The sequence below is a fragment of the Streptomyces sp. NPDC012888 genome (assembly GCF_042900645.1).
GTDB lineage: Bacteria > Actinomycetota > Actinomycetes > Streptomycetales > Streptomycetaceae > Streptomyces.
The window spans coordinates 94,313-118,634 of record NZ_JBIBBM010000001.1 but is presented as its reverse complement, the minus strand read 5'-3'; the positions used below and the strand labels follow the sequence as shown (position 1 = coordinate 118,634).

Genomic DNA, 24,322 nt, shown 5'->3' with positions numbered 1-24,322 from the left:
TCGGCTTGACCGCCCGGTGACTCGCCGGGCGATAATCTCGCTCAACGAGAGACTTTAGGGGGAGACGCCGTGTCCGACAACGGGAACCGCGACCTGGAACCGGTGCACCTGCTCCGCGCCGTGGCGGTGGAGTTCGGGCTCCGGCAGGCCGAGTTCGCCGCGCGCAACGGGATGCACCCGACCGACGTGCGGGCGCTGATCTGCCTGCTGGACGCGGAACGCGCGGGCGAGCCGGCCACGGCCGGCCTGCTGGGCGCCCGGCTCGGCCTGAACTCGGCCGGCACCACCTCCGTGATCGACCGGCTCGAACGGCTGGGTCACGTCGCCCGGGTGCGCGACGGGCGGGACCGCCGCCGGGTGCTGCTCCGGGTGGAGCCGGAGGCCGTACGGCTGGGCCGGGAGTTCTTCGGGCCGCTGATCGACGGGCTGCTCGGCGTCCTGGACGCGTTCGACGAGACGGAACGGGAGGTCATCCGCCGGTTCCTGACGGCCTCGCAGGCGGTCTTCACCGGAGCTTGAGGTCCGCTCCGCCTAGGGTGGGTCGGTACAAAACCGACAAACCGCCCTCAAGAGACGAAGAAGGACTACCGGTGACCACACCGCCCCCGACCCCGCCCGTCGGCGGACCGCCGCCGCACCGCCCGCTGCCGCCGCCCCGCCGCCGGGGCGCGGACTGGATGTTCGGCGGCGTGTACGGGACGGTCCTGAGCAGCGCCCTGCTGGCCGCGCTGGAACAGCAGGGCGGCGAGTACACACCGTTCTACGACGCCACGTGGGTCCTGGTGACGGCGGCGGCCGCCGCCCTCGCGCACGGCTACTCGCACCACATGGCCGACCACCACGGCCCCCTGGCCCATCGCGGCCGGGTGCTCGTACGGGCGCTGTGGAACGAGTGGCCCCTGGTCGCGGCCACCCTGCCCACGGTGGCGCTGCTCTTCGTGTCCGGGCTGGTCGGCTGGCAGGACGAGTCCGCCGTGACCGCCGTCGGACTGGGCCTGAACACCGCGCTGCTGTTCGCCTGGGGGTCGCTGGTGGCCCTCCGCGTCGGCTACCGGCTGACGTCCGCGCTGCTGACCGGTGCCGCCGACGCGGCGATCGGCCTGGCCATCATCGTGGCGAACGCCGTCATCAAGTGAGCCGTGGTGGGCGGGTCAGCCCGCCAGCTGCGCCTCCGCGGCCGCCAGGAGCTCCGTCAGCCGGAGCCCGAACGCGGCCCCGCGCGGGTCCGGGACCCCGGTGCGGGCCGAGTCCAGCAGCGCGTCCAGGGCCCGTCCGTACGCGCCCGGGACGTCGCCCCAGTCGGGCATCCGGAACACGCCCTCGGTGCCGCGCACCTCCAGGCCGACGCCGGTCGCCGCACGCGGGGCGCTCAGGCCGAGCACGGCCGTGGCGGCCGCGCCCGACTCGTGCCGGAGCAGCAGCTGGACGGTGTCGGCGGGCCCCCGGGCGGCGGTGACGGCGGTGACGTCACCCAGCACCGGGATCAGCACGGAGAGGGCGTGCGGGCCGACGTCCCACAGGCCACCCTTCTCGCGCCGCCAGGGCGAGTCCGCGTAGGCGCCGGCGGTGCCGGCGCCGTCGGGGGCGAACACGCCGCCCAGCCAGTGCGCCGAGGCCGTGAACCAGCCGGTGCGCGCGGCCTGTTCCGCGACCCACCCGGCGGCGGGCTCGGCGAACCGGAGGGTGAGGAAGACGACGGAGGCGACCCCGGCCCGCCCGGCCGCGTCCGCGACGGCGCGGGCGTCCGCCACGGTGGTGGCGACCGGCTTGTCGAGCAGCAGGTGGCGGCCGGCGGCGGCCGCCCGGACCGCGAGCGGGGCCTGGACGTCCGGCGGCAGGGCGAAGGCGACGACGTCACAGTCGGCGAACAGGGCGTCGGGGTCTTCGTACACCTTCACCCCGTACCGGTCGGCCAGTTCGGCCGCGGCCTCCGGGCGGCGGCCCCACACCCCGGCGAACTCCGAACCGCCGCGCGCCGCGTGGGCGGCGAGGGCGGGGGCGTGCGTGCGGTGGGCCCAGGGCCCTGTGCCGAGCAGCCCGACCCGGCTGCGGGGACCGCCTCCGGCGGGACTGAAATCGTACGAAATGCTCACCCTCACAGTGTGCCGCACTCGGACGGACGTACGGCCCGCGACCCGCACGGCACGCCCGACCTGGGCCGGATCGGCCGGTAACACGGGGTTCACACCCGGGCAACGGAAGGGAAACCGCCACGGGGCACGCTGCGGTCGTCACCGCAGCGACCGAGGGACCGCAGCGAGCACGGCGAACGCGGCGGCCCACGGCGCCCGCGACCGCGCTTGAGTCTCGAGGATGGGGCCCGTGAGCTACAAGGCTGAGTACATCTGGATCGACGGCACCGCACCGACCGCGAAGCTCCGCTCCAAGACCAGGATCCTCGCCGACGGGGAGGAGCTGCCGGTCTGGGGCTTCGACGGGTCCAGCACCAACCAGGCCGAGGGACACGCCTCGGACCGGGTGCTGAAGCCGGTCTTCTCCTGCCCGGACCCGATCCGCGGCGGCGACTCCGTCCTGGTCCTCTGCGAGGTCGACAACATCGACCTGACCCCGCACGAGTCCAACACCCGGGCCCTGCTGCGCCCGGTGGCGGAGAAGTTCGCCCCGCAGGAACCGGTCTTCGGCATCGAGCAGGAGTACACCTTCTTCGACGGCGCCCGCCCGCTCGGCTTCCCGGTCGGCGGCTTCCCGGCGGCGCAGGGCGGCTACTACTGCGGCGTCGGCTCCGACGAGATCTTCGGCCGCGAGATCGTGGAGAAGCACCTGGACCACTGCCTGGCCGCGGGTCTGGCCATCTCCGGCATCAACGCCGAGGTCATGCCCGGCCAGTGGGAGTTCCAGGTCGGCCCGCTGCCGCCGCTGGAGGTCGCGGACCAGCTGTGGATCGCGCGCTGGCTGCTCTACCGCACGGCCGAGGACTTCGACGTCTCCGCGACGCTCAACCCGAAGCCGGTGCAGGGCGACTGGAACGGCGCCGGCGCGCACACCAACTTCTCCACCCGGGCGATGCGCGAGGACTACCGGGCGATCATCGCGGCCTGCGAGGCCCTCGGCGAGGGCAGCAAGCCGCTCGACCACGTCAAGAACTACGGCGCCGACATCGACAAGCGCCTGACCGGCATGCACGAGACCGCGCCCTGGGACAAGTTCAGCTACGGGGTCTCGGACCGCGGCGCCTCGGTCCGCATCCCCTGGCAGGTGGAGCGGGACGGCAAGGGCTACATCGAGGACCGCCGTCCGAACGCGAACGTGGACCCGTACGTGGTGACGCGGCTGATCGTGGACACCTGCTGCACCGGCCTCGAGAAGGAGGGCCTGGTCTGAGGCCTGGTCGGTGGCCCGGTCTGAAGCCTGGTCCGGGGCGTGCTCCGAGGTCCGGCCCGGGGCCCTCCGTTCCCGTGCCGTCAGGTGGCGGGAACGGAGGGGCCCTTCAGCCCCACTAGGGGAATATGGGATTCCGCTCCACCAGGTGAGACGAGGCCTACGGCGGGGACCTGACATCTGCTTCAATGAGGCCATGGCCAGCCACTCGCACACCTCGAACGGTCGCAGCGACCTCGAACCGTTCTGGCCGTCCCGTCAGGACCACGACTTCGACCGGGTGTGTTGCCGCGCGAAGAACGCGCCGGCCCTCTAACGCCTTCCGGACCAGGAACCGAACTTCCCGAAGGCCTTCGGTCTGCGCGGCACGACGACGAACCACCGTCCTCCGTCGACTCCGCGTGAAAGAGCTGACCACTCATGGCGAACACCCGTGCCCTGTCCTCCGCTGCGACCGCCACCGCGACCGCTTCCCCCGCCCCGACCCGCTTCCCGTTCCCGGCCACCTCGCCCCGCCACCGGCTGCGCGCCGTGGACCGCGACGAGGTCGCCCGGGTGGCGGACCTCCTCCCGCCCGGCGCCACCTGGCTTCCCGCACCCCAGCACACGCTGCCGGCCCTCCCGGGCCAGCCGCCGATGATCGGCTACCTCGTCCTCGTACCGGCCGAGCAGCAGCCGGGGGTCCCGCCCGCTCAGGGGGCCGGGGCCGTGACCGGGGCCGTGGCCGTGACCGGGGCCGTGGCCGCGGTGCGGTCCGGGCCGCCCGCCGCCGGCGCCGCCGACACGCCCGTACGGATCGACCCGGCCCGGCGCACCGCCGAGGTCGACGGCAGGCTCCTCGACCTCACCTACCTGGAGTTCGAGCTGCTCGCCCACCTCGTGGCCAACCCGTACCGGGTGCACAGCCGGGACCAGCTGGTGACCACCGTGTGGGGTTACGGCCACGTCGGAGACGGCCGCACCGTCGACGTCCACGTCGCCCGGCTGCGCCGAAAGCTCGGCGCCGCGCACCGGGGCGCGATCCAGACCGTCCGACGCGTCGGCTACAAGTACGCGCCCTGACGGGCGGCACGACGTGCCGGTGGCCCGTGCTCCACGAGGGGGAGCACGGGCCACCGGCGGTGTGCGCGGCTACGCGGCCGGCCCGGCCGCCGCCCCGTTCCGGGCGCGGAACCGGGCCAGCAGGCCGAGCGCGCCGTCGAGCAGCAGGAACGCGAGCAGACTGATTCCCAGCATCGGGACGAACCAGCCGGTCACCGCCACCACCGCGGCCAGCGGCAGCAGCACCGTCACCGGGAGCTTCCGCCAGGCGCCGCGCGGCTGCGGCCGGCCGGCGGAGAGGGTCCGCGCCTTGGTCGGGCGGCGCAGCCACCACATCCGGTATCCCCAGAACACCAGCAGCATCACGGCGACCGCGAGCGCCGCGAGGGCCAGCTGGTTGGCCAGGCCGAACAGCAGGCCCATGTGGACGTCGATGCCGAAGCGGGTCAGCTTGGCCAGCAGCGGGTAGTCCGCGAAGCGGAGTTCGTCCATCACCCTGCCGTCGGCCGGGTCCACGGAGACCGCGTCCAGGTGGACGGGGAAGGTCCGGTCCCGCTCCTTGACGACGTAGCCCTTGCCCTCGGACGGCATGGTGATCTGGAGGCTCTCGGTGACGCCGGCCGCGCGGGCCGCCTCGACCACCTCGTCCACGCCGACGTCCACCGCCGGCGGCATGATCATCTTGCCGTCGGCGCCGATCTGGTGACCGGCGTGCTCGTCGCCGCCGTCGGCCGCGCCCGCGGCGCCGCCGAGGGTGGCCGACACCGAGGGGGTGGCTCCGCCGAGGCGGTCCTGCAGGGCGCCGATGTTCTCGCCCGCGTATTTGGACCAGGTCAGGCCGGTCGCGGAGAGCACCACCAGGCCGGCGGCGGCCCACAGGCCGACCGCGCCGTGCCAGGACAGGGTGCGGCGGCGGCCCGGTGCCGCCTTGCGGTCGGGCACGACCAGCTGGGCGCGGCGGGTGCGCCGGCGGCCGATCCACAGCGCGAGGCCGCCGAGGGCGACCACCCACATCCAGCTGGCGGCGAGCTCGCTGTAGTTCCGGCCGAGGTCCCCCAGCTGGAGGTTGGCGTGGAACTCGCTCAGCCAGGCCCGCAGCGGGAGCGCGTCGCCGGAGGTCTCCAGCTCGCCGCGCACCTCGGCGGTGTACGGGTCGACGAAGACGGTGAGGGTGCGCCCTTCGGCCGCCTCCGGGCTCTCCATGATCACCCGGGTGGTGGCCTCCGCGTCGGGGCCGGGCCAGACGCCGACCACCTCGCCCTGCGGGGCGGCCCGGCGGGCGGCTTCCACCTGCTGTGAGAGCGGGAGGGTCCGCTCGCCCACCTGGGCCACGGTGAGCTGGTCGGAGTAGGCGATCTTCTCCGCCTGGAAGGAGAGGGCGTAGAGCAGGCCGGTGGTGGCGGCCACGAAGAGCAGCGGGGCTATGAGGACGCCCGCGTAGAAGTGGACGCGGAGCAGCAGGGGGCGCAGGGCCGCCCAGCCGCCGGCCCGGGTCGCTTGCCGGGAGGTCTGCTCGTCGGCGTCCGGGCGGGTGCGGGCGCCGTGCTCCCGGTCGTCGTCGTGCTCGGGGTGGCGGCCGGGGTCACTGTCGTGGTCGCTGTCGTGCTCGGGGTCGCTGACGCGGGTGTGCGCGTCCGGGATGTCGTCGATGGACATGATGGGTCCTCGGGTTGGCGTGGACATGGGGTAACCGGCCCCAGGTCACGCCGGTGCGCCGGTCAGGCGCGGGCAGGACGGCCGGGGGCCGTGGCGCGGGTGATCGGCCACCCGGGCGGGCCGCGCCGGACCACGGCGTGGGCGTGCACGGCCCCGCGCAGCCGGCGCGGGCGCCGGTACGCGGGGAAGGGCGCCGGGCGCGCGGGCGGTACGGGCACCCGCGCCCCGAGCGCGGCGGCGGCGGCGCGCAGCAGCGGCAGGGCGGCGGCGGACGCCACCGCCCGCAGGGTGTGCAGCAGCCGGAAGACGGCGGCCTCGCCCCAGGCCAGCCAGAGCGCGCAGAACAGCCCGGCCAGCGCGTGGGCGGCGACCATGCCGACGCCGCCGTGCCCGGCCATGGCGGCCAGGTCGGCGAGGCCGGGCGGGCCGGAGGCGTCGGCCAGGCCGGGCAGCGCGGACAGGGCCCCTGCCGGGTCGGCGGTGGTGGCCAGGTCGGCGGCCAGGTCGGCGGCGTGGTCCGAGTGGGAGTGGCCGGGGCCGTGGCCCGGCGCCGACGCGGGGGGCGCGGTGGGCAGGTGGTGGTGGGCCGGGCCGGTCGCGGGGCCGGCGGCGGGACCGGTCGCCGCGGCCGCCGGTGCGTGGGCGCCCGGCTGGGCCGCGGAGAACACCAGGTGGAGTACGCCCTGGACGGTCAGGAGCGATCCGGCGATGCCGAGCGGCCCGCGGCGGCGCCCTGCGGCCAGCCAGGCCAGCCCCCCGGTCACTGCGAACGCGGCCAGGAGTCCGCTCATAGGAATATCGGTATCGGACATGGACGAATGCCCCACCGCGGCCAATGCCACGCACACCGCCGCGAACATCGCGGCCCGGGTGACGCGCATCGGCGCGGGGTTTTCCGTCATGGCCGGTACATGCTCCCACCTGGCCCGACGCTTGGGGAGGGCGGGTACCGCGACGGGCTCGCACGCCCCCCGGCCGCAGGCCCCGGCCCCCTGTGACCGATCATGATCGCGTGAGCCCTTTGCTTCTCGCACCGGCGTACGCCGGGAGCGTGCGGATCGGCGCGTACGTCCGGCCGGCGCACGACGTCCCGCCGGCCCCCGATTACCTATCCGCGACAAAGCATCGGAAAATCATATAAATCACGCAGCAACTTCTTACGCCCGCCCGCTGGAGCCGCCGATGACCGCCACCCCGTCCACCACCGTCGCCAACCTCCGCGACCTCGGCGGCACCCCCCTCTCCGGCGGCCGCGCGGTGCTGCCCGGCCTGGTCCTGCGCTCGGGCCAGCTGGACCGGCTCGACCCGGACGCCGACCCGGCGGTGGCCGCCCTGGGGATCCGCACCGTCATCGACTTCCGCACCGCCGCCGAGCGCGGCGAATACCCCGACCGGGTGCCCGACGGCGCCCGCCTGCTGGTGCGGGACGTCCTGGCGGACAAGGTCAGCGAGGGCCGGGTGCCGGTCGCCGCGCAGCTCAAGGACATCCTGGCGGACCCGATCCTGGCCGAGGAGCACCTGGGCGGCGGCAAGGCGGAGGCCCTGTTCGGCGACATCTACCGCTCCTTCGTCAGCTCCGGCTCCGGCCAGGCCGCGTACCGCACGCTGCTCACCGAGCTGGCCGACCCGGAGTCCGGCCCGCTCCTCTTCCACTGCACGGCGGGCAAGGACCGCACGGGCTGGGGCGCCACCGTGGTGCTCGCCCTGCTCGGCGCGGACGACGAGACGCTGATGGACGAGTACCTGTCCGTCAACCCGGCGGTCCGGCAGGCGTTCGCCCCGCTGATCGAGGGCTTCACCGCGTCCGGCGGCAACCCGGACATCGCGCTCGCCCTGATAGGCGTGGTGCCCGCCTACCTGGAGGCCGCGCTGGACGAGGTCAACGCCCGCTACGGCTCCATGGAGAAGTACGTGCGGGAGGGCCTCGGGGTCCCGGACGAGACGGTGGCGGCCCTGCGAACCCGGCTGACCGCCTGACGAACGCCCCGGGCCGCCCCCGGCCGGGCCGCCCCCGGCCGGCCAGGTCCCCGGCGCCACCGGCCCGGCCCGCTCAAACGCCGCTCGGGCTGGCACGCCCGGACCCGCCCCACAGGCACGCGGCGGCTGCGCCACAACCAGCCCCGCCGGCGATTGAGGCGCGGCGGGGGTGTGGGGCAGGGCCCCGGTGGTCGCGGGGTCACGGTGACCATCCCACGATTCGCTCGTTCTGCTGAACGTGACTGCTCCGGACACCGCCACCCGTACCCCCGCGACCCCGTCCGCCGACGCGCCCCAGGCGGCGGGACCCGGGGTCGGCATCGACCAGGCCGAGGCCGCGATCGTCGAGCACTACCCCCGGCTGGTGCGCCTCGCCTACCTGGTGCTGCCGCCCTCGCTCGGCCGGCACCGCCGGGTGCTCACCGCGCACTCCCTCACCCAGCGGGCGCTCCCCCGCGGCCGCGCGGACCGTCCGGCGCTCGTCCCCGGCCGCCGGGGAGCCGCCGCGCCCGACCCGGGGTACGCGTACGTGCGGCTGCGGGTGCTGCGGGCCGCGCTGGAGGCCGGCGTACCGCTGAGCCTGCGCGGGCGGCCGCTGCCCCGGCGGGCGCAGCTGCCGCCGCTGCTCCCCCAGGTGTGGGGGCTGCGGCTGTTCCCGCGCTCGGGCGGGGCCGAGGAGCTGGCCCTGGACCAGTGGCTGGCCACCCGGAGCGGGCCCGGCCGGGCCGCCTGCGCGCTGCGGGCGCTGGAGCGGCTGCCCGAGGCGGAGGTGCGGCGGGTGCTGGCCGAGGCCGGGGTCGCCGATCCGGCCGCCGCCGTGGCGGAGTCCGGGGACCCGGCGGCGGACGCGCTGCTCTCCGCCCCCGAGTTCGACCCGTGCGTCCTCCAGGCCCGGCCCACCGACCTGCTGCGCCGCCGCCGGTACGGGCGGGCCGCCCTCGCCGCCGGGGCCGCCGCGCTGGTGTGCGGGGCGCTGCTCGGACTGCCCGGCGGCGGCTGGGGCGCCGACGGCCCGGCCGCCCCGCCGTACGCGCTGAACGCCGCCGCCGAACAGGCCCTGGACCCGGCCAGGCTGAGCCGGGCGGAGGCCGGGGCCTGGCGTACGTCCTCGCGCACCGACTTCTCCGTGTGGCCGGCGCGGGGCTCCCGGGTGGAGGACACCGCGCTGCTGCGCCGGGCGCTGGCGGTCTGGGCCCGGCCGGGTGCCTCCGTGGTGGTCTCGGCCACCCCCGGCACCCCCTCCGGCCCGCCGATGGGCCCCGCGCAGCTGCTGTTCGCGGGCGAGGTCGACCAGGCGGTGGTGGTCCTCCTGCACGACGGGCTGCGCGTGGTCCGGTACGCCGAGCCGCTCGCCGGGACGTCGGGCGCGGCGCTGGACTTCGCCCGTACCGACGGGGCTTCGGCGGAGACCGCCGGGGCGCTGGTGGTCGGCCGCGTCGACGGGAACGTCCGCTACCTGACCGCGCCGTGGGTGACCGGCGCGGCCCTGCGCGACCTGCTCCGGCCGGCCGGGGCGGCCGCCGCGCTGCGGATCACCCCGGAGGGGCTGACCCCGCCGGTGGCCTCCCCGGCGCCGGGCGGCACCTGCACCTCCTGGAGCGCGCTGTCCCTGACCGGCCCGCGCTCCTCGACCCTGGTGACCGACCTGGGCGAGCTCACCCCGGCGCGGCTCACCTCCGGCACCCCGGGCGCCACGGCGGAGGCCTCGCCGGCGGACTGGTCCAAGCTGGCGTGCCTGCTTCCGTCCGTCCGCTCGCAGGGGGTGCGTACGGTCAACGCGTGGGCGTACGCGAAGCAGCCGCTGCCGGAGGGGAAGGCCACGGCGTCCTGGCTGTGCACCCGGGCGGAGACCTGGCGGGGCACGGGCGAGCGGGTGCAGGCGCAGTTCCTCGCCCCCGGGTCCGCGACGGCCGCGCCGGCCGCGCAGGCGGAGGACTCGCCGGCCTGCGGTCCGCTGGAGCCGCGGGTGCTGGCGGGGGTGCTGTGGAAGTCGCCCGGCGGAAGGTGGTACGTACTGGCGGCGGGCAGCTCGCAGTTCACCTCGCTCACCGTCGGAGGCGGCGCCTCGGGCCGGGCCACGGGCAACCACCTGGCGGTGCGGGCCCCGGCCGGCGCGCAGGTGGACCTGAACGGCAAACTGGCGGACGGCACGACGGCGGGGGTGCTGCGCTGAAGCGCCCCGGGGCGGCGGACGGGCGACGACTCGGCGCACGAACCGGTGCACGAACCGGTGCACGATTCGGTGCACAACTCGGTGCACGGGTCTGTCGCGGGCACCTACCCATCAGTACATTGACAGCATGTCTAATACGCCGCCCGCCCCCGCCCCCATGGCGTCGGAACACGTGGAACTCCAGGCGCGGAACGTCTCCTTCCGCTGGGAGGACACCCCGCTGCACTGGCTGCCGGACGACCCGTTCGCCTCGCACACCATCAACGTCCTCCACCTGCTCCTCCCGGCCGGCGAGCGGTGGTTCGTCCACGTCTACAAGCAGGCGCTACCGCTGATCGAGGACGAGCGGCTGCGGGCGGACGTGGTCGGCTTCATCGGCCAGGAGGCCATGCACGCGGCCGCGCACGACGAGGTCCTCCCCCACCTCAAGCGCCTCGGCCTTGACCCCACGCCCTACACCGCCCAGGTGGACTGGCTCTTCGAGAAGCTGCTGGGCGACCGCACCCTCCCGCCCGGCAGGGCCCGCCGCTGGTGGCTGCTGGAGCGGATCGCGATGATCGCGGCGATCGAGCACTACACCGCGTTCCTCGGCAACTGGATCCTGAACGCCGGCGAGCTCGACCGGCGCGGCGCGGACCCGATGATGCTGGACCTGCTGCGCTGGCACGGCGCCGAGGAGGTGGAACACCGCTCGGTCGCCTTCGACCTGTTCATGCACGTGGACGGCAGCTACCGGCGCCGCGCCCGCACCTGGGCCAGCGCCTTCGCCGCCCTGGTCTTCCTCTGGCAGCGCGGGGCCCGGTTCTTCATGGAGAACGACCCGACCCTGCGCGACGGGAAGGCCACCTTCGGCCAGTTCGTCCGGGCGGGCCGGCAGGGCACGCTGCCTTCCACCCCGGCGATGCTCCGGTCCATACCCACCTACCTCTCGCGCTCCTACCACCCCTCCCAGGAGGGCTCGACCGCCCAGGCCGTGGCCTACCTGGCCGGCTCTCCGGGCGCGAACGGCGGTGCGGGCCGATGAACCGGGCCGTGGCGCTCGCCGCCGTCACCGGGGCGGCCTACCTGACCCGGCGCGCCCTGCGCAGCCGCATCCGCCGCTCCCCCCTCTGGCCGCTGCCCGCCCTGGAGGAGCCGGTCTCGGGACACTCGCCGCGCCGCTGGCTGCGGGCGCTGATCGTGTCCCGTTCGGAGCCGGCCGAGGGCGTGCTCCGGCTGGTGCTGGAATCACCGGAGCTGCCGTCCTGGACCCCGGGCGCCCACGTGGACGTACGGCTGCCGTCGGGACTGGTCCGCCAGTACAGCCTCTGCGGCGACCCCGCGCTGACCGGCCGCTACACCGTCGCCATCCGCCTCGTCGAGGACGGCCGGGGCGGCTCCCGCGAGGCCCACGCCCGGCTGGTCGAAGGCGCCGAACTGGAACTCCGCCCGCCCCGGAACAGGTTCGAGCTCCAGCCCGCGCCCTCGTACGCGTTCGTGGCGGGGGGCATCGGCATCACCCCGCTCCTCCCGATGCTCCGCGCGGCCACCGCGGCCGGCGCCGATTGGACGCTGCTGTACGGCGGGCGCTCCCGGGCGAGCATGCCCTTCCTGGACGAACTCGCGGCCTACGGCGACCGGGTGACCGTCCGGCCGGAGGACGAGTCGGGCCTCCCCGACCTCGCCGCGCTCTCCGCGCTGCCGGCCGGCACACTGGTCTACTGCTGCGGGCCCGAACCGCTGATGCGGGCGGTCGAGGCGGCGGTCCCCGCGGGGGTACCGGTCCGCACGGAACGTTTCACCGCCGGCCCCGCCACCCCGTACCCGGCCCGCCCCTTCACGGTCGGACTCGCCCGCACCGGCACCGTGCTGGAGGTCGCCGCGACGGAATCGGCCCTCACCGCCGTCCGCCGCGCACTCCCCGACACCCCGTACTCCTGCCAACAGGGCTTCTGCGGCACCTGCCGGCACCGCGTCCTCTCCGGCACGGTCGACCACCGCGACGAACTCCTCACCGACGCCGAACGCGAGGACTCGATGCTCCTGTGCGTCTCCCGCGCCGCGGACGACCACGTCGTCCTCGACCTCTGAGGGCATCCGGAGCCTCGGGGCGGACACCGGCCGCCGCGTTCAGCGGACGTCCGTCATGGTGGCCCCCCCGTCGGTCGGTTAGGCCGCGGAGTTGCGGACCGTGATGGTGCAGAACCCGCTGAGGCCACGCCCTCTAACCGACGACGAAGAGGACCTCCGTCGTGGCACCCCAGCGGCCGACGGCGTCCTTCGCTCGCACGCCCAGCTGGTGGGTTCCCGACGTCGAGGGCGTGATCGTCACCGTGGGCTTCGCACCCACGACCTCGGTCCACGTCGAGTCACCGGAGAGGCGGTAGGCGTAGGCGGTGTTGGTGTCACCCGACCCGGTCCCGGGCGCGAAGGAGAACGAGCCAGGCGTACCCGGGCCGCCGGCGCCGGCGCACGACGTTCCCGTGCACTCGCTGTACGGGCCGTTGAACGTCACCGTCGGCGCAGCAGGAGGCGTCGGGTCGACGGTGAAGTAGCAGCCGACGGCGTGACCGCGGCTGACCAGGGTGTCCGTGGTGTAGGAGAGAGTGGCTGCCGAGTACCGGTACACGGTCCTTCCGGCCAGCTTCACGGGAAAGGCCTCGCTCGTGGGGAGATCGTCCCCGGCGTATCCGGCACTGGGCGACTGGATCTCGCTGCCGACCAGCGTCCAGGTACCGTCCGCCTGCTTCCGCTCCACGCGCAGGGCCGCGCGGAGCCTCGCTCCGTACTCCTCACCCGCCTTGGCCTGCACGACGGCCTTGAGCAGCGGCGTGTCGTCACCCGTGGGCGTCGGGGCCTTCTCGTCCGTCGAGCAGACCGGAGCGGGGGCGCGGGTGACCACGCCCACGCCGGTGGGCCGGTCCGGCTTGTCCAGGTAGGTCACCGAGAGCACCGCGTCGTTGCGGAAGGACTTCCACGCCGTGGCGTCGGTCTCGTTCTCCGCCCGGAGCTCCAGCGTGAGCCGCGGCAGGACGCCGTCGGCCAGGTCGCGGACGGTCGGGGTGAGGTTCTCGTCCTTCTCGGCCGGGTTGTCCGTGAACGTCACCGTCTCGCTGGACGAGCCGCTGCCGCAGGCCGTGCCTGAGGAGGCGCCCAGCAGCCGGTCGCCCATCCGGTCCACCGCGGGCGGCTTGGTCGCCCAGGTCGTCGTCCGGTGGACGGCCCCGCCGGTGCGCAGCAGCTGCAGCGGGCGGGCGGCGCACTGCGCGGCCCCGGCACGGGTCAGGCGGAACCGGGCGTCGAGGACCTCCTTGTTCTCCAGCCCCGACGCGCCGAACTGGTAGTAGAGGCGCTCCACGTGGGCACCCGCCCTGCCGGTCCCCTTGCCACGACGGTCAGGGCCGTTGGCCCAGCCGTGGTCCCGGTAGCCGTCGGAGCGGAGGAAGAGCCGCTCGGTGTCCTTGCGGACCACCGAGGGACTGACGTGCAGGGGGTAGGCCGCGGGGTCCGTCTGCGCCAGCAGACCCGCGTCGGGTACGAGCGTCAGCGCGTCGGAGGTCACCTCGACCGGGGCCGGACGGAAGGCGTCGCCCGCCGAGGGGCCTTCGAGCGGAGATCCGTTCGGCGGGGTGCCCGAGCCACGTGAGTCCCACATGAGGGCCGGCGCCGAAGCGAGCAGCTCGCGCCCCCAGGTGTCCTTGGCGGACCATCCCGAGGCGGGGCTCCCGGCCACCTTCAGGTTCTGCACGGCCAGGGGGAACCTGACCCGCTTCACCGCCGGATGGGCGGCGGCCTGCGCAGACTTGATGACGAGGCCGTACCGGAAGCCGTCGACCGACGCGGTCAGCCTCAGGTCCACGCCGGGCAGCACCTCCGCGTAGGTGGCGGTGTCCCCCGCGAGGGCCGGCTTGGGCAGGGTCCCGTTCCAGCCGAGCGACAGCGTCCGGCCCGCGCCGGGTCGTGCCTTCAGCATGTCCGCGCCGGCGCCGCCGTTGGAGAAGGACACCCCCACCACGCCCGCCCTGGGTGTGAGGCGGCCGTCGGACCCGACCACCAGCGTCGGGTCCACGGCGGTCCAGGCGCCCGCCGGGTTCTTCGCGCGCACCGGGACGGCGGACTTGTCGAAGCGGAAGGTCATTCCGTCCGGGTTCGCGTAGGTGGTCGTGTACTCGGTGCGCCGGCTGACGAGTTCCACGGCGAGGCCCGTCGACTTCGCCTTCTTCAGGGCCAGCTGGGCTTCCGAAGGGGTCTGCGCGGACGCGACGGCGGCGAGGCCGTTACCGGGCAGGACGCCCGCCAGGAGTACGGCACCGAGTGCCGCGCCGGAGGCACGGCGCAGCCGTCCCGCTGTGAAGACCGTCATGTGTTTCCCACCCGCTGCGGGCCCCTCACCGGGGCCCGTTTGAACATGTTCGGCAGACGCTAGGCCAGGTATCACGTGCAGGGCAAGGCATTAGGGTGTGCGGCATGAGTACCGGGGTGCGGCGCAGGATGGGGGTCGAGGAGCGGCGGCAGCAGCTCATCGGCGTGGCGCTGGAGTTGTTCAGCAAGCGCTCCCCCGACGAGGTGTCGATCGATGAGATCGCCGCGGCGGCCGGCATATCGAGGCCGCTGGTGTACCACTACTTCCCGGGCAAGCTGAGCCTGTACGAGGCCGCCCTGCGGCGGGCCGCCGACGAGCTCGCCGGGCTGTTCGTGGAGCCGCACGAGGGGCCGCTGGGGGCGCGGCTGCTGCGGGTGATGGGCCGGTTCTTCGAGTTCGTCGACGGGCACGGGCCGGGGTTCGCGGCGCTGATGCGGGGCGGGCCGGCGGTGGGCAGCAGCCGGACGAACGCGATGATCCAGGAGGTGCGGCAGGCGGCGTACGAGCAGATCCTGACGCACCTGGGCGTCCAGGAGCCGCCCGCGCGGCTGGAGTTGGTGGTGCGGTCCTGGGTGTCGCTGGCCGAGTCCACCGCGCTGATCTGGCTGGAGGGCCGGCGGATCCCGCGGGCCGAGCTGGAGTTGCAGCTGGTGCACGACTTCGCCGCGCTGGTCGCGGTGTCCGCCGCGTACGACGCGGAGATGGCCGCCGTCGCGGGGGCGATGCTGGCCGGTGAGCCCGCCGACGGGCCGTTCGGGGAGCTGGTGGGCCGGCTGGCGGCCCTGGTGCCCGGCGGTGGGGTGCCCGGTCCCCGGTGATAATTCCGGCGTGATCATTGATGAGGGGATCGTGTTCCGGCAGGCCGGGGAGAAGGACGCCGCGACGCTGGTGGCCTTGTACGACGCCGCCGCGCGGTGGATGAAGAGCGGCGGGATCGACCAGTGGAAGGTCGGGGACAAGGACCAGGGGCACTTCCGGGCCCGGATGCGGGACGGTGAGGTGTGGCTCGCCTCGGACGGGGACGGGCGGGTGGTCGGCGCCTACGAGCTGTGGTGGTCCGACGAGGAGGCGTGGGGGGTGCAGCCCCCGGTCGCCGGGTACGTGCACCGGCTGATGGTCGAACGCGACACCGCTCCCGCCGGTACCGGGCGCCGCATGCTCGGACATGCCGAGCGGCGGATCGCCAGGACCGGACGGGAGCGGGCGCGGCTGGACTGCGTGTCCACCAACCCCCGGCTGCTCGCCTACTACCAGGGGGCGGGCTACCGGGTGGTCGGGGAGCTCCCCAACAAGGAGGGGAAGGACGGCCGGGTGTACGGGGTCGTCCTGCTGGAGAAGCGGCTGGATCAGCTCCTGGTGGTCTGACCCCGGGTGAACACGGCGACCGTGCGCGCCGGGACGGTGAACGTCCCGGTGGCCCGGTCGTAGCCGGACCGGCGGACCAGCTGGTCGGAGCCTGACGCCTGCACCGGGTGCAGGCGGTAGTCCTCTCCGGCGAGCGCGGACACGTGCTGGGACCGGGCGGCGGGCGTCGCGTTGAAGACGACGACCAGGTCGCCCAGCGTCATGGTGATGACGCCCGGGGTCTCGTCCTTGCCGGACAGCGGGAAGGCGAGCCGGTCCTGGACCTCCGCCGCCGTGGCGAGGGAGAAGGCCCCTTCCGTGGTGCGGATCCGCAGCAGGTCGCGGTAGGCGCCGGCGGCACCGGTGATGTCGGTGCAAGTGGGGACCGGTCCGGTGAGCAGCGGCTCGGCGTACGGCCACTTCGCCCGGTTGTCGGCCGCCGGCGGGAGGCCGCGGCCGAAGCCGTTGCCGTTGCGGCAGTCCCAGTGGATCGCGTTGAACCAGTCGCCGCTGTCGTAGGAGTTGCGGTCGAGGGACTTGGAGCGGAGCAGGTCGGTGCCGGCCTGGGAGAGCGCCGGTCCCTGGGAGAGCGCCGCCGCGGCCATGGCGATGACCTGCATGCGCGCCTTGTCGGACTCGGTCGTGCCGACCGGGAGTTTGTAGGTCAGGGCGTCGTAGAGGGATTCGTTGTCGTGGGCGTCCGCGTAGGCGAGGGCGTCGCCGGGGTTCGCGGCGTACCCGGCGGGCTGGCCGTTGTAGTCGACGTCGGCGCCCTTGACCGTACGGCCGGCGCTGTCGGTGAAGCGGTACGAGGCGAGGTTGCCGGACAGGCCCACCTTGATCAGGTCCTGGGCGTGGAGCAGGCGGGCGCGCTGCTCGGCCGGGGTGCCGTTGGCCGGTGAGGAGTTGGGGGCGGTGAACAGGCCGGAGGCGAAGCCCTGGACGCGGGGGTCCTCGTCGAAGGGGCCGCCGCCGCGGACGGCGTCCCGCGCCCGGTCGGAGAAGGTGGCGATGCCGGTGCCGGCCATGTTCTTCTGCGTGGCCTGGACGAAGCGGGCGTCGTCGGCGACCTCGCCGAAGTTCCAGCCCTCGCCGTACAGGATGATCGCCTTTCCGTCGACGCCGTCCTTCTCCACGGTCAGGGCGTCGAGGGCCTGGCGGACGGCGAGGACGTTGTCCTTCGGGTGGTGGCCCATGAGGTCGAAGCGGAAGCCGTCGACCTTGTACTCCTTGGCCCAGGTGACGATCGAGTCGACGACCAGGCGGCCCATCATGGCGTTCTCGGGTGCGGTGTTGGCGCAGCAGGTGGACGTGGCGACCTTGCCGTCCGGCAGCAGCCGCTGGTAGTAGCCGGGGACGATGCGGTCCAGCACCGACTTGTCGGACTGGCCGGCCGCGACGGTGTGGTTGTAGACGACGTCCATCACGGTGCGCAGCCCGGCGCCGTTCAGCGACTGGACCATCCGCCGGAACTCGACGGTACGCGCGGTTCCGTTCGGGTCGCTCGCGTAGGAGCCCTCCGGGACGGTGTAGTGCAGCGGGTCGTAGCCCCAGTTGTAGCCGTCCTTCGCCGCGGCGGCCGCGACGCAGGCCTGCTGTTCCTCGGAGTCGGGTGCGTGGGCGGCCAGGTCGCAGGCGGGTTCGGTGCGGTCGGCCGGGTCCTCCGGGATGGTGCCGATGTCGAAGGCCGGCAGGAGGTGGACGTAGGAGGTGCCGGCGGCGGCCAGGGAGCGGAGGTGCTTCATGCCGGCCGAGTCGGTGTCGGTGAAGGCCAGGTACCGGCCGGGGTGGGCGGAGGTGCGGTCCGCGATGGAGAAGTCGCGGATGTGGAGTTCCTGGATCTGCGCCTTGGTGAGCGGTACGGCGGCGGGCTTGCGCAGGTCGCGCCATCCCTTGGGCGCGAGCGCCGGGTCGGTCAGGTCCACGGCCAGGCTGTGGGTGGAGTCGGTGGTCAGGGCGGTGGAGTAGGGGTCGGTGACCAGGTTGGTGACGACCGCCCCGGCGGTGGGTGCCCACACGGTGACGGCGTAGCGGTACTTCTTGCCGGTCCAGGAGCGGGGTCCCTGCGCGGTCCACACGCCGGTGGTGTCGTCGCGGCGCATCGGCACGGTCCGGCCGTCGAGTTCGAGGGCGACCTTCTGCGCGGTCGGCGCCCACACGGACAGGGTCACCCCGGTCCGGGCGAACACCGGGCCGAGTGCGGCCCGGGTGGCGTACAGGTCGTCGAGGACCCCGGCGAGCTGTACGCCGGTGGCGGCCAGCACGGCGCCGTTCGCGGCGCGGGCGGTCGCGACCAGCTGGCCGCGCAGGGCCTCGCGGACGCGTTCGCGGTCGCGCGGGTCGACGGTGAAGGCCCGGTAGGAGGCGAGGTGCGGGAACTTCCGCTTCTGCTCGTCTGTCAGCGCGGCCGCCGGGCGCAGGCGCAGCGCGGTGGCGCCGTCCGTGCCGGTGAGGGTGCCGTTCTCCGCCTTGACGGTGCCCGCCCGGGAGGCGAGCAGGGTCGCGGAGGCGGCGGTCGCGGGAGCGTTCCAGGCGACGGTGTCCCGGTCGATCCAGACCGCGTGCGAGGTGGTGAGGTCGAGGGCGGCGGAGCTGCCCGCGGGCTGCGGGAGCAGGTGCTTCTCGCGTCCGGCCAGCAGCCACACCTCGTGGCCGGCGGCCTTCAGGTCGAGGGACTGATCGGCGGGCAGGTCCTTCTCGTCGCCCTTGTGGAGGATGTACGAGAGGGAGGTGGCCCCGGCGGCGAGGGGTACCTCGTACACCGCGCCGTAGGAGTCGAAGCGGGCGGGCATCAGCGGCTTGGACCAGTCGGTCGGGGTGGCCGCGCCGGCCCAGACGTGCAGCCCCCAGCCGTCGTGGTCGCCGTCCGGCCGCTGGTGGTGGAGGACGGCCTTGGTGGTGTCCTGCGGCGGGTACGCCGGGCGCTGGGGCCGCGGGGCCTCCTTGCCCTGGTCGATCCAGATCTCGCCGGTCCGGGTCACGTCGATGGTGCGGTCGGCGGCGACGTCCTTGTTGCCGTCCTTGTCCACGACCAGGTAGCCGACGGAGTTCGCGCCGGGCTTGAGCGGGACGTACGCGAAGGCGCCGTAGGCGTCGCGGCCGGTGAACGGCGCGCCCTGCGGCCAGGGCTTGGTCTCGGCGACGTCGCCCCAGGCGTACAGGCTCCAGCCGTCGTAGTTCCCGTCGGGACGGTTGTAGTGGACGACCACGTGGTCCCGCTGGGTGGCGGTGGGGGTCTCGGGGACCGCCGGGGCGCCGGTGACGGTCTCGGCGCGGGCGCTCGCGGTCCGGCCGGCGGTGTCGACGACGACGGCCTTGTAGCGGACGGCGGTGCCGGCCGGGGCGGTGAGGTGGTGGGTCACCTTGTGCGGGGCGTGGTCGGCGGAGCCGAGGACCTGCCAGGGGCCGTCGCCGGTCTGCGCGGCGAATACGACCCGGTTCAGGGCGCCGCCGCTGACGTCGGCGGAGACCTCGACCGTGCCCGTGGCTCCGGCGGCCGGCGCCTTCAGGATGACGGCGGGCGCGGCGGCCGGGCCGGGCAGCGGCGCGTCGGCACGGGCCACGACCGACCCGAGGGCGGGGACGGTGAGCCGCAGCCGGCCTTCGGCGGTGACGCGGGCCCCGGTGTCGGGCCCCCCGTAGAGGGTGGTGAACCGGGTGCGGGCCGCACTGTCCACGGGGAGGTCGACGGTGACCGGTTCGGCCCCGTTGTTGACGGCCACGGCGTACTCGTGCCGGGCCCGGCCGGCGCCGTCGGTGCGGGTGAAGCCGTACAGGGTCCCGTCGGCGAGCCGCTCGGTCTGCACGCCGTCGCGGAGCGCCGGGTGCGCCTTGGTCAGCCGGGACAGCCCGGCGATCTGCCGGTACAGGGGGTGCTGCGGGTCGTAGGCGTCGCTGCCGTGGGTGCGGTCGGTGCCGAGCTGGTCGTCGTCCAGGTAGTCGGCGGTCTTCGACGCGAAGAGGGTCTGCCGGGCGTCCTTGTCGCCTCCGGCGCCGGTGAAGCCCTGCTCGTCGCCGTAGTAGACGACGGGGTTGCCCCGGCTGAGGAACATGATCTCGTTGGCGAGCCGGTACCGGGCGAGGAGCTCGCTCTCCGGCGCGCCCGGCCGGTCCTGCTTCAGGAAGGTGCCGAAGCGGCCCATGTCGTGGTTGCCGAGGAAACCGACCTGCTCGTAGGCGTTGGCCTTGTCGGTGGTGTAGCGGTGGTCCTGGGCGAAGACCCCGGCGAGCCGGCCGGCTCCGGCGCCCTGGGAGGCGTACGCGCGGATGGCGTCCTGGAGGGGGAAGTCGAGGGTGGAGTCGAGGCGGCCGCGGGTGACGTACGGGGCGGTGACGGCCGGGTCGGCGGAGTACACCTCACCGAACATGAAGAAGTCGGGCCGTCCCCGCCTGGCCGCGTAGGCGTCGAGGGCGGTGGCCCACTGGGTCCAGAACTCGCTGTTGACGTGCTTGACCGTGTCGATGCGGAAGCCGTCGATGTCGAAGTCGCGGACCCACTTCTCGTAGATCGCGGTCATTCCCCGCACGACCTCGGGGCGTTCGGTCCACAGGTCGTCGAGGCCGACGAAGTCGCCCTGCTCACTCGACTCGCCGGCGAAGGTGGAGTCGCCCCGGTTGTGGTACATCGTCGGGTCGTTGAGCCACCCGGGCACCTTGAGGTCCTTCTTCCCGGCGGGCACCACGGGGGTGCGCGGGAAGGAATCCACCCCGACGGCCGGGAACTTCTTCTTCCCGTCCGCGTACGCGCTGTCGTCGAAGGGCACGCCGTCCTTCGTGAGGTACGGGAACGCTCCCTTCGACAGGTACTCGTAGGACTTCTCCTCGTAGTCGACGACGTCGGCCGTGTGGTTGGTGATGACGTCGAAGAAGACCTTCATGCCCTTGGCGTGGGCCTTGTCGATCAGCTTCTCCAGCTCGGCGTTGGTGCCGAAGTGGGGGTCGACCTGGGTGAAGTCGGTGATCCAGTAGCCGTGGTAGCCGGCCGAGGCGTTCGCGGCCGTGCCCTGCACGGGCTGGTTCTTGAAGATCGGCGCCAGCCAGATCGCGGTGGTGCCCAGCCCCTTGATGTAGTCGAGCCGCTCCGTGAGGCCCTTGAGGTCGCCGCCCTGGTAGAAGCCCTTGTCGGCGGGATCGAACCCGGTCTCCAGCCGCCCTCCGGAGAGCCCGCCCCGGTCGTTGCGCGGGTCCCCGTTGGCGAACCGGTCCGGCAGCACGAAGTAGAACTGCTCCCGGGTCAGGTCGTGACGGGCGGGCTGGGCGGCGAGCCGGGCGTCCGAGGGCGGCGCGGGGGGACGCGCGGCCGCGGCTGCGGGCAGGGCCGGCAGGAGGGTCACGGCCAGGGCGGCCGCGACGGTACCTGCTGCTGGGCGTATCAAGGCGGGACTCCTTGTTCGGGGGAGGAGGACCGCCGCCGGGCGGCACCCGGCGGCGGCCGGGGGATCAGTTGCGCCAGGTGTCGGTCAGGGTGACCTTGCCGTTGGCGGGGACGGTGGCGGTGCGGTTGGCCCCGCTCTCCCAGGTGACGTTCCCGGACCCGTCCTTGCGGACGTACTTGTAGGCGAAGCTGGTGCCCGCGGGCAGGGACACGTCCAGCTTCCAGACCGGGTAGGCGGCCGGGTCGAGCCTGGGCGCCACGGCCGTGTTCCAGCCGCCCAGCGCAGCGTGGTCGCCGACCACGTGCACGTTCTGCCCCGGGACCGTGGTGGCGGTCACGGCGAAGGACGCCCCGCCGGCGGAGGCCGTGCAGCTGCGGGCACCGGCGTGCAGGGCCAGGGCGGTACCGGGCGCGACGGTCGCGGTGAACTGCCCGGAGCCGTTGACGGTGACCGTCCGGTTGCTCTGCACGTCGCAGTAGTCGCCGGCCGGCAGGGAGCTCTGGAAGGTCCGCGTCAGCGCGGCGCCCTCGTGGTTGATGGCGACGTACGCCTTGGCCCCACGCCCGAACGCGATCTGGTCCCCGCCGTTGTCCCACCAGTTCACGACGCCCTGACCGTGGGCCGTGTTCCGGAAGGCGACCATGGAGGAGATCTCCCGCCAGGCGTGCTGGCACTTCCACCCGTCGGTGTAACAGGCGTTCACCCGGCCCCCGTTGGGCGGCCCGGCGTCCTTGTCACTCCACTCGTACCCGGAGTGCACGTCCGGGGACCCGTACGGCCAGGCCAGCATGAACACCGAGGCGAGCGTGTAGGCCGACCCGTACTTGTAGTTGAGGGTCTCGCCGTTCCGCTCGGTGTCGTGGTTGTCCACGAACACCCCGGACTTACCGGAGGCCATGTACCCCCAGCCCTCCCCGAAGTTCTTCAGGTAGGCCAGGTTCTCGCTCTGGAACACCCGCTTCAGGTCACGGGCGTACCGGAACTCCTGCACGTCCCCGCTGCCGAGGTACTCACTGGGCGAGACGGCCTCACCGGCACCGAATATCGCCTCCTGCTTCCAGTAGACGTTCGGGTTCGTCAGCCGCGACTTGATGTTCGCGAGGTCACCGGCGGGCATGTGCTTGGCGGCGTCGATCCGGAACCCGTCGACACCCAGCGACGACAGGTCGTTCAGGTAGGCGGCGATCCGCCCCCGCACGTACTCCTCGCCGGTGTCCAGGTCGGCGAGCTTGACCAGCTCGCAGTTCTGGACGTTGCCCTTGTCCTGGTAGTTGGTGATCTCGGCCCGGCAGTCGTCCATGTCGGAGCCGGAGTAGACACCGGGGTAGTCGTACTTCCGAAACGTCGACCCGCCCGTCCCCACCAGGGTGGCGTTCGGGTCCTGCGGACCGGCCATGTGGTTGATCACGGAGTCCACGACGACCTTCACCCCGGCGGCGTGACAGGCGTCGATCATGCTCTTGAACGCGGCCCGGTCCCCGAGCCGCCCGGCGATCTTGTAGCTGACGGGCTGGTACGAGGTCCACCACTGGGACCCCTGGACGTGCTCCTGCGGCGGGGACACCTGCACGTACCCGTACCCGGCGGGGCCGAGCGACTCGGCACAGGCCCGGGCGACGTCGGCGAACCGCCACTCGAAGAGCACCGCCGTGACGTCCTTGGTCCCGGGCGGAGCGGCGACGGCCTGCTGCGCGGGCACGACGAGGGCCGCGGCGGACACCGCCGCCGCGGCCAGGGTTCTTACTGTGCGCGTGGGGCGCATGGGGGCCTCCTGGCGGAGAGGTTGGGGATTGTGGCGACCGTAGGGGGCACCCCATCGTGTTGCAAGACCTTGCGCAAGAGATTGCAGAATTGTTTCCGATCTCCCCTTGCAACTCCCCCGCACCGGGCCCGTTTCCCCCCTTTCGCTCACTCTGCGTGCCCGTACGCGCATAGCCTGTGCGGGTGAGCACGCAAGACACGGACCAGTCCAGTCGGGAACTCGACCCGGAGGACGAGTCCGGGGCGGTGGTGACGGCGATCGGCCGCCGACTGAAGGTGTGGCGTGAGGCCGCCGGCCTCACCTTCGGCCAGTTCGCCGCCCGCATGGACTACGGCCCCGACCTGATCAGCAAGATCGAGCGCGGCCAGCGCATCCCCCGCCCGGAGTACCTCGGCAAGGCGGACGAGGCGCTGGAGGCGAAGGGCAAGATCTCCGCCATGAAGGCGGACGTGATCAAGGCCCGCTAACCGAAGAAGGTCCGGGACCTGGCCAAGCTCGAGGCCCAGGCCGTGGAGATCGGTGCGTACGAGAATCGCCACCTCGCACGGCTAGCCGGCGGACGGCGGGAGGGGGACGGGGGCGGAGGGCTGGGGTGTCCGGGACGTAAAGCGTGATTTGCGGCGCTACCACCGCCCGACCGCCCGGGTTCCTCGCGGGCGCCGTAAATCATGCAGTCCCGGACACCCCTGCCCGGAGCCCCCCGCCCCCCGCCCCCGCCCCCGTCCACCCTCAGCGCGGCCGCCCCCGATGCTCCCGCCACGCCGCCAGCGCCTCCGCCCGGCCCCCCGCCGGGTTCGCCGCGTGCCAGTCCCGCAGGAACCGGTTCAGCTCGAACTGCGCCCCGATCTCCCCCGGCTCAGCAGCAGCCGCACGCGTCTCGTACCAGTGCGCCACCGCATCCCCCAGCGTCCGCCCGGCCCCCTCCGCCACGAACGCCCGCATGAACCCGTCGAAGTGGAACCCCGCCCCGATCTCCCGCCGGAAGAACTCCCGCAGCACCTGACTGCACCGCTGCCCCTCGGGAATCACCGTGGACGCGTCCACCGGCGCGGCCAACTGCCGCCCGCCCCGCCGCGCCCGCACAGGCGCAGCCGGCACCGCGCCCCCGTCCAGCACCACCCGCAGCCGCTCGGTCAGCGCCGCCTTGCCCCCACCCCGCGGCACCCCCAACTCCCGCGCGAGCGAACTCAGCTCGGCCAGCGTCCAGTACCACCGGACCAGCTCGTCCCCACTCAGTCCCGGCCCCAGCTCCGGCCGCACCTCAGACCCCGAATTCGTACTCACGTTCCCACCTAGGGGCCACCACCGCCCGG

The 24,322-nt window shown here is 73.9% G+C and carries 18 protein-coding genes; 11 read left to right on the top strand and 7 right to left on the bottom strand.

Annotated features, from left to right (window positions below; all coding sequences use genetic code 11):
• Positions 1–69: 69 nt before the first annotated feature.
• Both ACFY61_RS00515 and ACFY61_RS00510 read left to right on the top strand, forming a co-directional pair.
• Positions 70–519 carry a MarR family transcriptional regulator gene (locus tag ACFY61_RS00515; RefSeq protein ID WP_389464946.1) on the top strand — a complete coding sequence of 150 codons (450 nt, stop codon included), beginning with the start codon at positions 70–72 and terminating at the stop codon, positions 517–519.
• A 71-nt stretch (positions 520–590) separates the two neighbouring features.
• The gene (locus ACFY61_RS00510) at positions 591–1,136 is read left to right on the top strand and encodes a hypothetical protein (protein ID WP_389464943.1); all 546 of its coding nucleotides are present in this window, start codon (positions 591–593) and stop codon (positions 1,134–1,136) included.
• A 15-nt stretch (positions 1,137–1,151) separates the two neighbouring features.
• Here ACFY61_RS00510 and ACFY61_RS00505 read toward each other — a convergent pair whose 3' ends face one another.
• Positions 1,152–2,087, bottom strand: a complete 936-nt coding sequence (locus tag ACFY61_RS00505) for a Gfo/Idh/MocA family protein (RefSeq protein WP_389465891.1) — start codon at positions 2,085–2,087, stop codon at positions 1,152–1,154.
• Between the two features lie 235 nt (positions 2,088–2,322).
• Here ACFY61_RS00505 and glnII point away from each other — a divergent pair, with 235 nt between their 5' ends.
• Both glnII and ACFY61_RS00495 read left to right on the top strand, forming a co-directional pair.
• Positions 2,323–3,342, top strand: a complete 1,020-nt coding sequence (glnII, locus tag ACFY61_RS00500) for a glutamine synthetase (protein WP_389464940.1) — start codon at positions 2,323–2,325, stop codon at positions 3,340–3,342.
• 417 nt (positions 3,343–3,759) lie between these two features.
• Positions 3,760–4,401, top strand: a complete 642-nt coding sequence (locus ACFY61_RS00495; protein WP_389464939.1) for a winged helix-turn-helix domain-containing protein — start codon at positions 3,760–3,762, stop codon at positions 4,399–4,401.
• 69 nt (positions 4,402–4,470) lie between these two features.
• On the opposite strand, the gene ACFY61_RS00490 is transcribed toward ACFY61_RS00495, so the two are convergent.
• Positions 4,471–6,036, bottom strand: a complete 1,566-nt coding sequence (locus ACFY61_RS00490; protein ID WP_389464936.1) for a PepSY-associated TM helix domain-containing protein — start codon at positions 6,034–6,036, stop codon at positions 4,471–4,473.
• 62 nt (positions 6,037–6,098) lie between these two features.
• On the bottom strand, positions 6,099–6,827 hold the full coding sequence (locus tag ACFY61_RS00485) for a hypothetical protein (protein ID WP_389464934.1): 729 nt from the start codon (positions 6,825–6,827) through the stop codon (positions 6,099–6,101).
• Between the two features lie 391 nt (positions 6,828–7,218).
• Here ACFY61_RS00485 and ACFY61_RS00480 point away from each other — a divergent pair, with 391 nt between their 5' ends.
• The 4 genes from ACFY61_RS00480 (at position 7,219) to ACFY61_RS00465 (ending at position 12,256) form a co-directional block, all read left to right on the top strand.
• Entirely contained in the window at positions 7,219–8,013 is a 795-nt protein-coding gene (locus ACFY61_RS00480) for a tyrosine-protein phosphatase (protein WP_389464931.1), read from the top strand.
• A gap of 238 nt (positions 8,014–8,251) precedes the next feature.
• Positions 8,252–10,186, top strand: coding sequence for a hypothetical protein (locus ACFY61_RS00475; protein WP_389464928.1), 1,935 nt, complete (start codon positions 8,252–8,254; stop codon positions 10,184–10,186).
• Between the two features lie 127 nt (positions 10,187–10,313).
• Positions 10,314–11,210: a metal-dependent hydrolase gene (locus tag ACFY61_RS00470; protein ID WP_389464925.1), complete on the top strand. Its 897-nt coding sequence runs from the start codon at positions 10,314–10,316 to the stop codon at positions 11,208–11,210.
• Positions 11,207–12,256 carry a PDR/VanB family oxidoreductase gene (locus ACFY61_RS00465; protein ID WP_389464924.1) on the top strand — a complete coding sequence of 350 codons (1,050 nt, stop codon included), beginning with the start codon at positions 11,207–11,209 and terminating at the stop codon, positions 12,254–12,256. The genes ACFY61_RS00470 and ACFY61_RS00465 overlap by 4 nt, the downstream gene beginning before the upstream one ends.
• 133 nt (positions 12,257–12,389) lie before the next feature.
• Here ACFY61_RS00465 and ACFY61_RS00460 read toward each other — a convergent pair whose 3' ends face one another.
• Entirely contained in the window at positions 12,390–14,528 is a 2,139-nt protein-coding gene (locus tag ACFY61_RS00460; RefSeq protein WP_389464921.1) for a hypothetical protein, read from the bottom strand.
• Between the two features lie 104 nt (positions 14,529–14,632).
• Here ACFY61_RS00460 and ACFY61_RS00455 point away from each other — a divergent pair, with 104 nt between their 5' ends.
• Together ACFY61_RS00455 and ACFY61_RS00450 are read left to right on the top strand one after the other, a co-directional pair.
• Positions 14,633–15,346 (top strand): TetR/AcrR family transcriptional regulator, encoded by a 714-nt coding sequence (locus ACFY61_RS00455; protein ID WP_389464919.1) that lies wholly within the window; start codon positions 14,633–14,635, stop codon positions 15,344–15,346.
• A 10-nt stretch (positions 15,347–15,356) separates the two neighbouring features.
• Positions 15,357–15,893 (top strand): GNAT family N-acetyltransferase, encoded by a 537-nt coding sequence (locus ACFY61_RS00450; RefSeq protein WP_389464917.1) that lies wholly within the window; start codon positions 15,357–15,359, stop codon positions 15,891–15,893.
• Here ACFY61_RS00450 and pulA read toward each other — a convergent pair.
• A complete protein-coding gene (gene pulA, locus ACFY61_RS00445) occupies positions 15,875–21,247 on the bottom strand; it encodes a pullulanase-type alpha-1,6-glucosidase (RefSeq protein ID WP_389464915.1) in 5,373 nt (1,790 codons plus the stop codon). The two genes, ACFY61_RS00450 and pulA, sit on opposite strands and share 19 nt — an antisense overlap.
• Before the next feature lie 64 nt (positions 21,248–21,311).
• Positions 21,312–23,009: a carbohydrate-binding module family 20 domain-containing protein gene (locus tag ACFY61_RS00440; RefSeq protein WP_389464912.1), complete on the bottom strand. Its 1,698-nt coding sequence runs from the start codon at positions 23,007–23,009 to the stop codon at positions 21,312–21,314.
• 182 nt (positions 23,010–23,191) lie between these two features.
• Between ACFY61_RS00440 and ACFY61_RS00435 the strand changes: the two genes are divergently transcribed.
• Positions 23,192–23,476 (top strand): helix-turn-helix domain-containing protein, encoded by a 285-nt coding sequence (locus ACFY61_RS00435; RefSeq protein ID WP_389464909.1) that lies wholly within the window; start codon positions 23,192–23,194, stop codon positions 23,474–23,476.
• Positions 23,477–23,738: 262 nt separating this feature from the next.
• Here the strand turns inward: ACFY61_RS00435 and ACFY61_RS00430 are convergent, their stop codons facing one another.
• Positions 23,739–24,293, bottom strand: coding sequence for a DUF6434 domain-containing protein (locus tag ACFY61_RS00430; protein WP_389464907.1), 555 nt, complete (start codon positions 24,291–24,293; stop codon positions 23,739–23,741).
• Positions 24,294–24,322 lie beyond the last annotated feature (29 nt).

What these genes read in the sequence shown, in the direction of transcription:
- ACFY61_RS00490 (WP_389464936.1), bottom strand. Translation starts at nt 6,036, where the DNA reads ATGTCCATCGACGACATCCCGGACGCGCACACCCGCGTCAGCGACCCC.
- ACFY61_RS00440 (WP_389464912.1), bottom strand. Translation starts at nt 23,009, where the DNA reads ATGCGCCCCACGCGCACAGTAAGAACCCTGGCCGCGGCGGCGGTGTCC.
- ACFY61_RS00465 (WP_389464924.1), top strand. Translation starts at nt 11,207, where the DNA reads ATGAACCGGGCCGTGGCGCTCGCCGCCGTCACCGGGGCGGCCTACCTG.
- ACFY61_RS00480 (WP_389464931.1), top strand. Translation starts at nt 7,219, where the DNA reads ATGACCGCCACCCCGTCCACCACCGTCGCCAACCTCCGCGACCTCGGC.
- ACFY61_RS00460 (WP_389464921.1), bottom strand. Translation starts at nt 14,528, where the DNA reads ATGACGGTCTTCACAGCGGGACGGCTGCGCCGTGCCTCCGGCGCGGCA.
- ACFY61_RS00455 (WP_389464919.1), top strand. Translation starts at nt 14,633, where the DNA reads ATGAGTACCGGGGTGCGGCGCAGGATGGGGGTCGAGGAGCGGCGGCAG.
- ACFY61_RS00495 (WP_389464939.1), top strand. Translation starts at nt 3,760, where the DNA reads ATGGCGAACACCCGTGCCCTGTCCTCCGCTGCGACCGCCACCGCGACC.
- ACFY61_RS00470 (WP_389464925.1), top strand. Translation starts at nt 10,314, where the DNA reads ATGTCTAATACGCCGCCCGCCCCCGCCCCCATGGCGTCGGAACACGTG.
- ACFY61_RS00485 (WP_389464934.1), bottom strand. Translation starts at nt 6,827, where the DNA reads ATGAGCGGACTCCTGGCCGCGTTCGCAGTGACCGGGGGGCTGGCCTGG.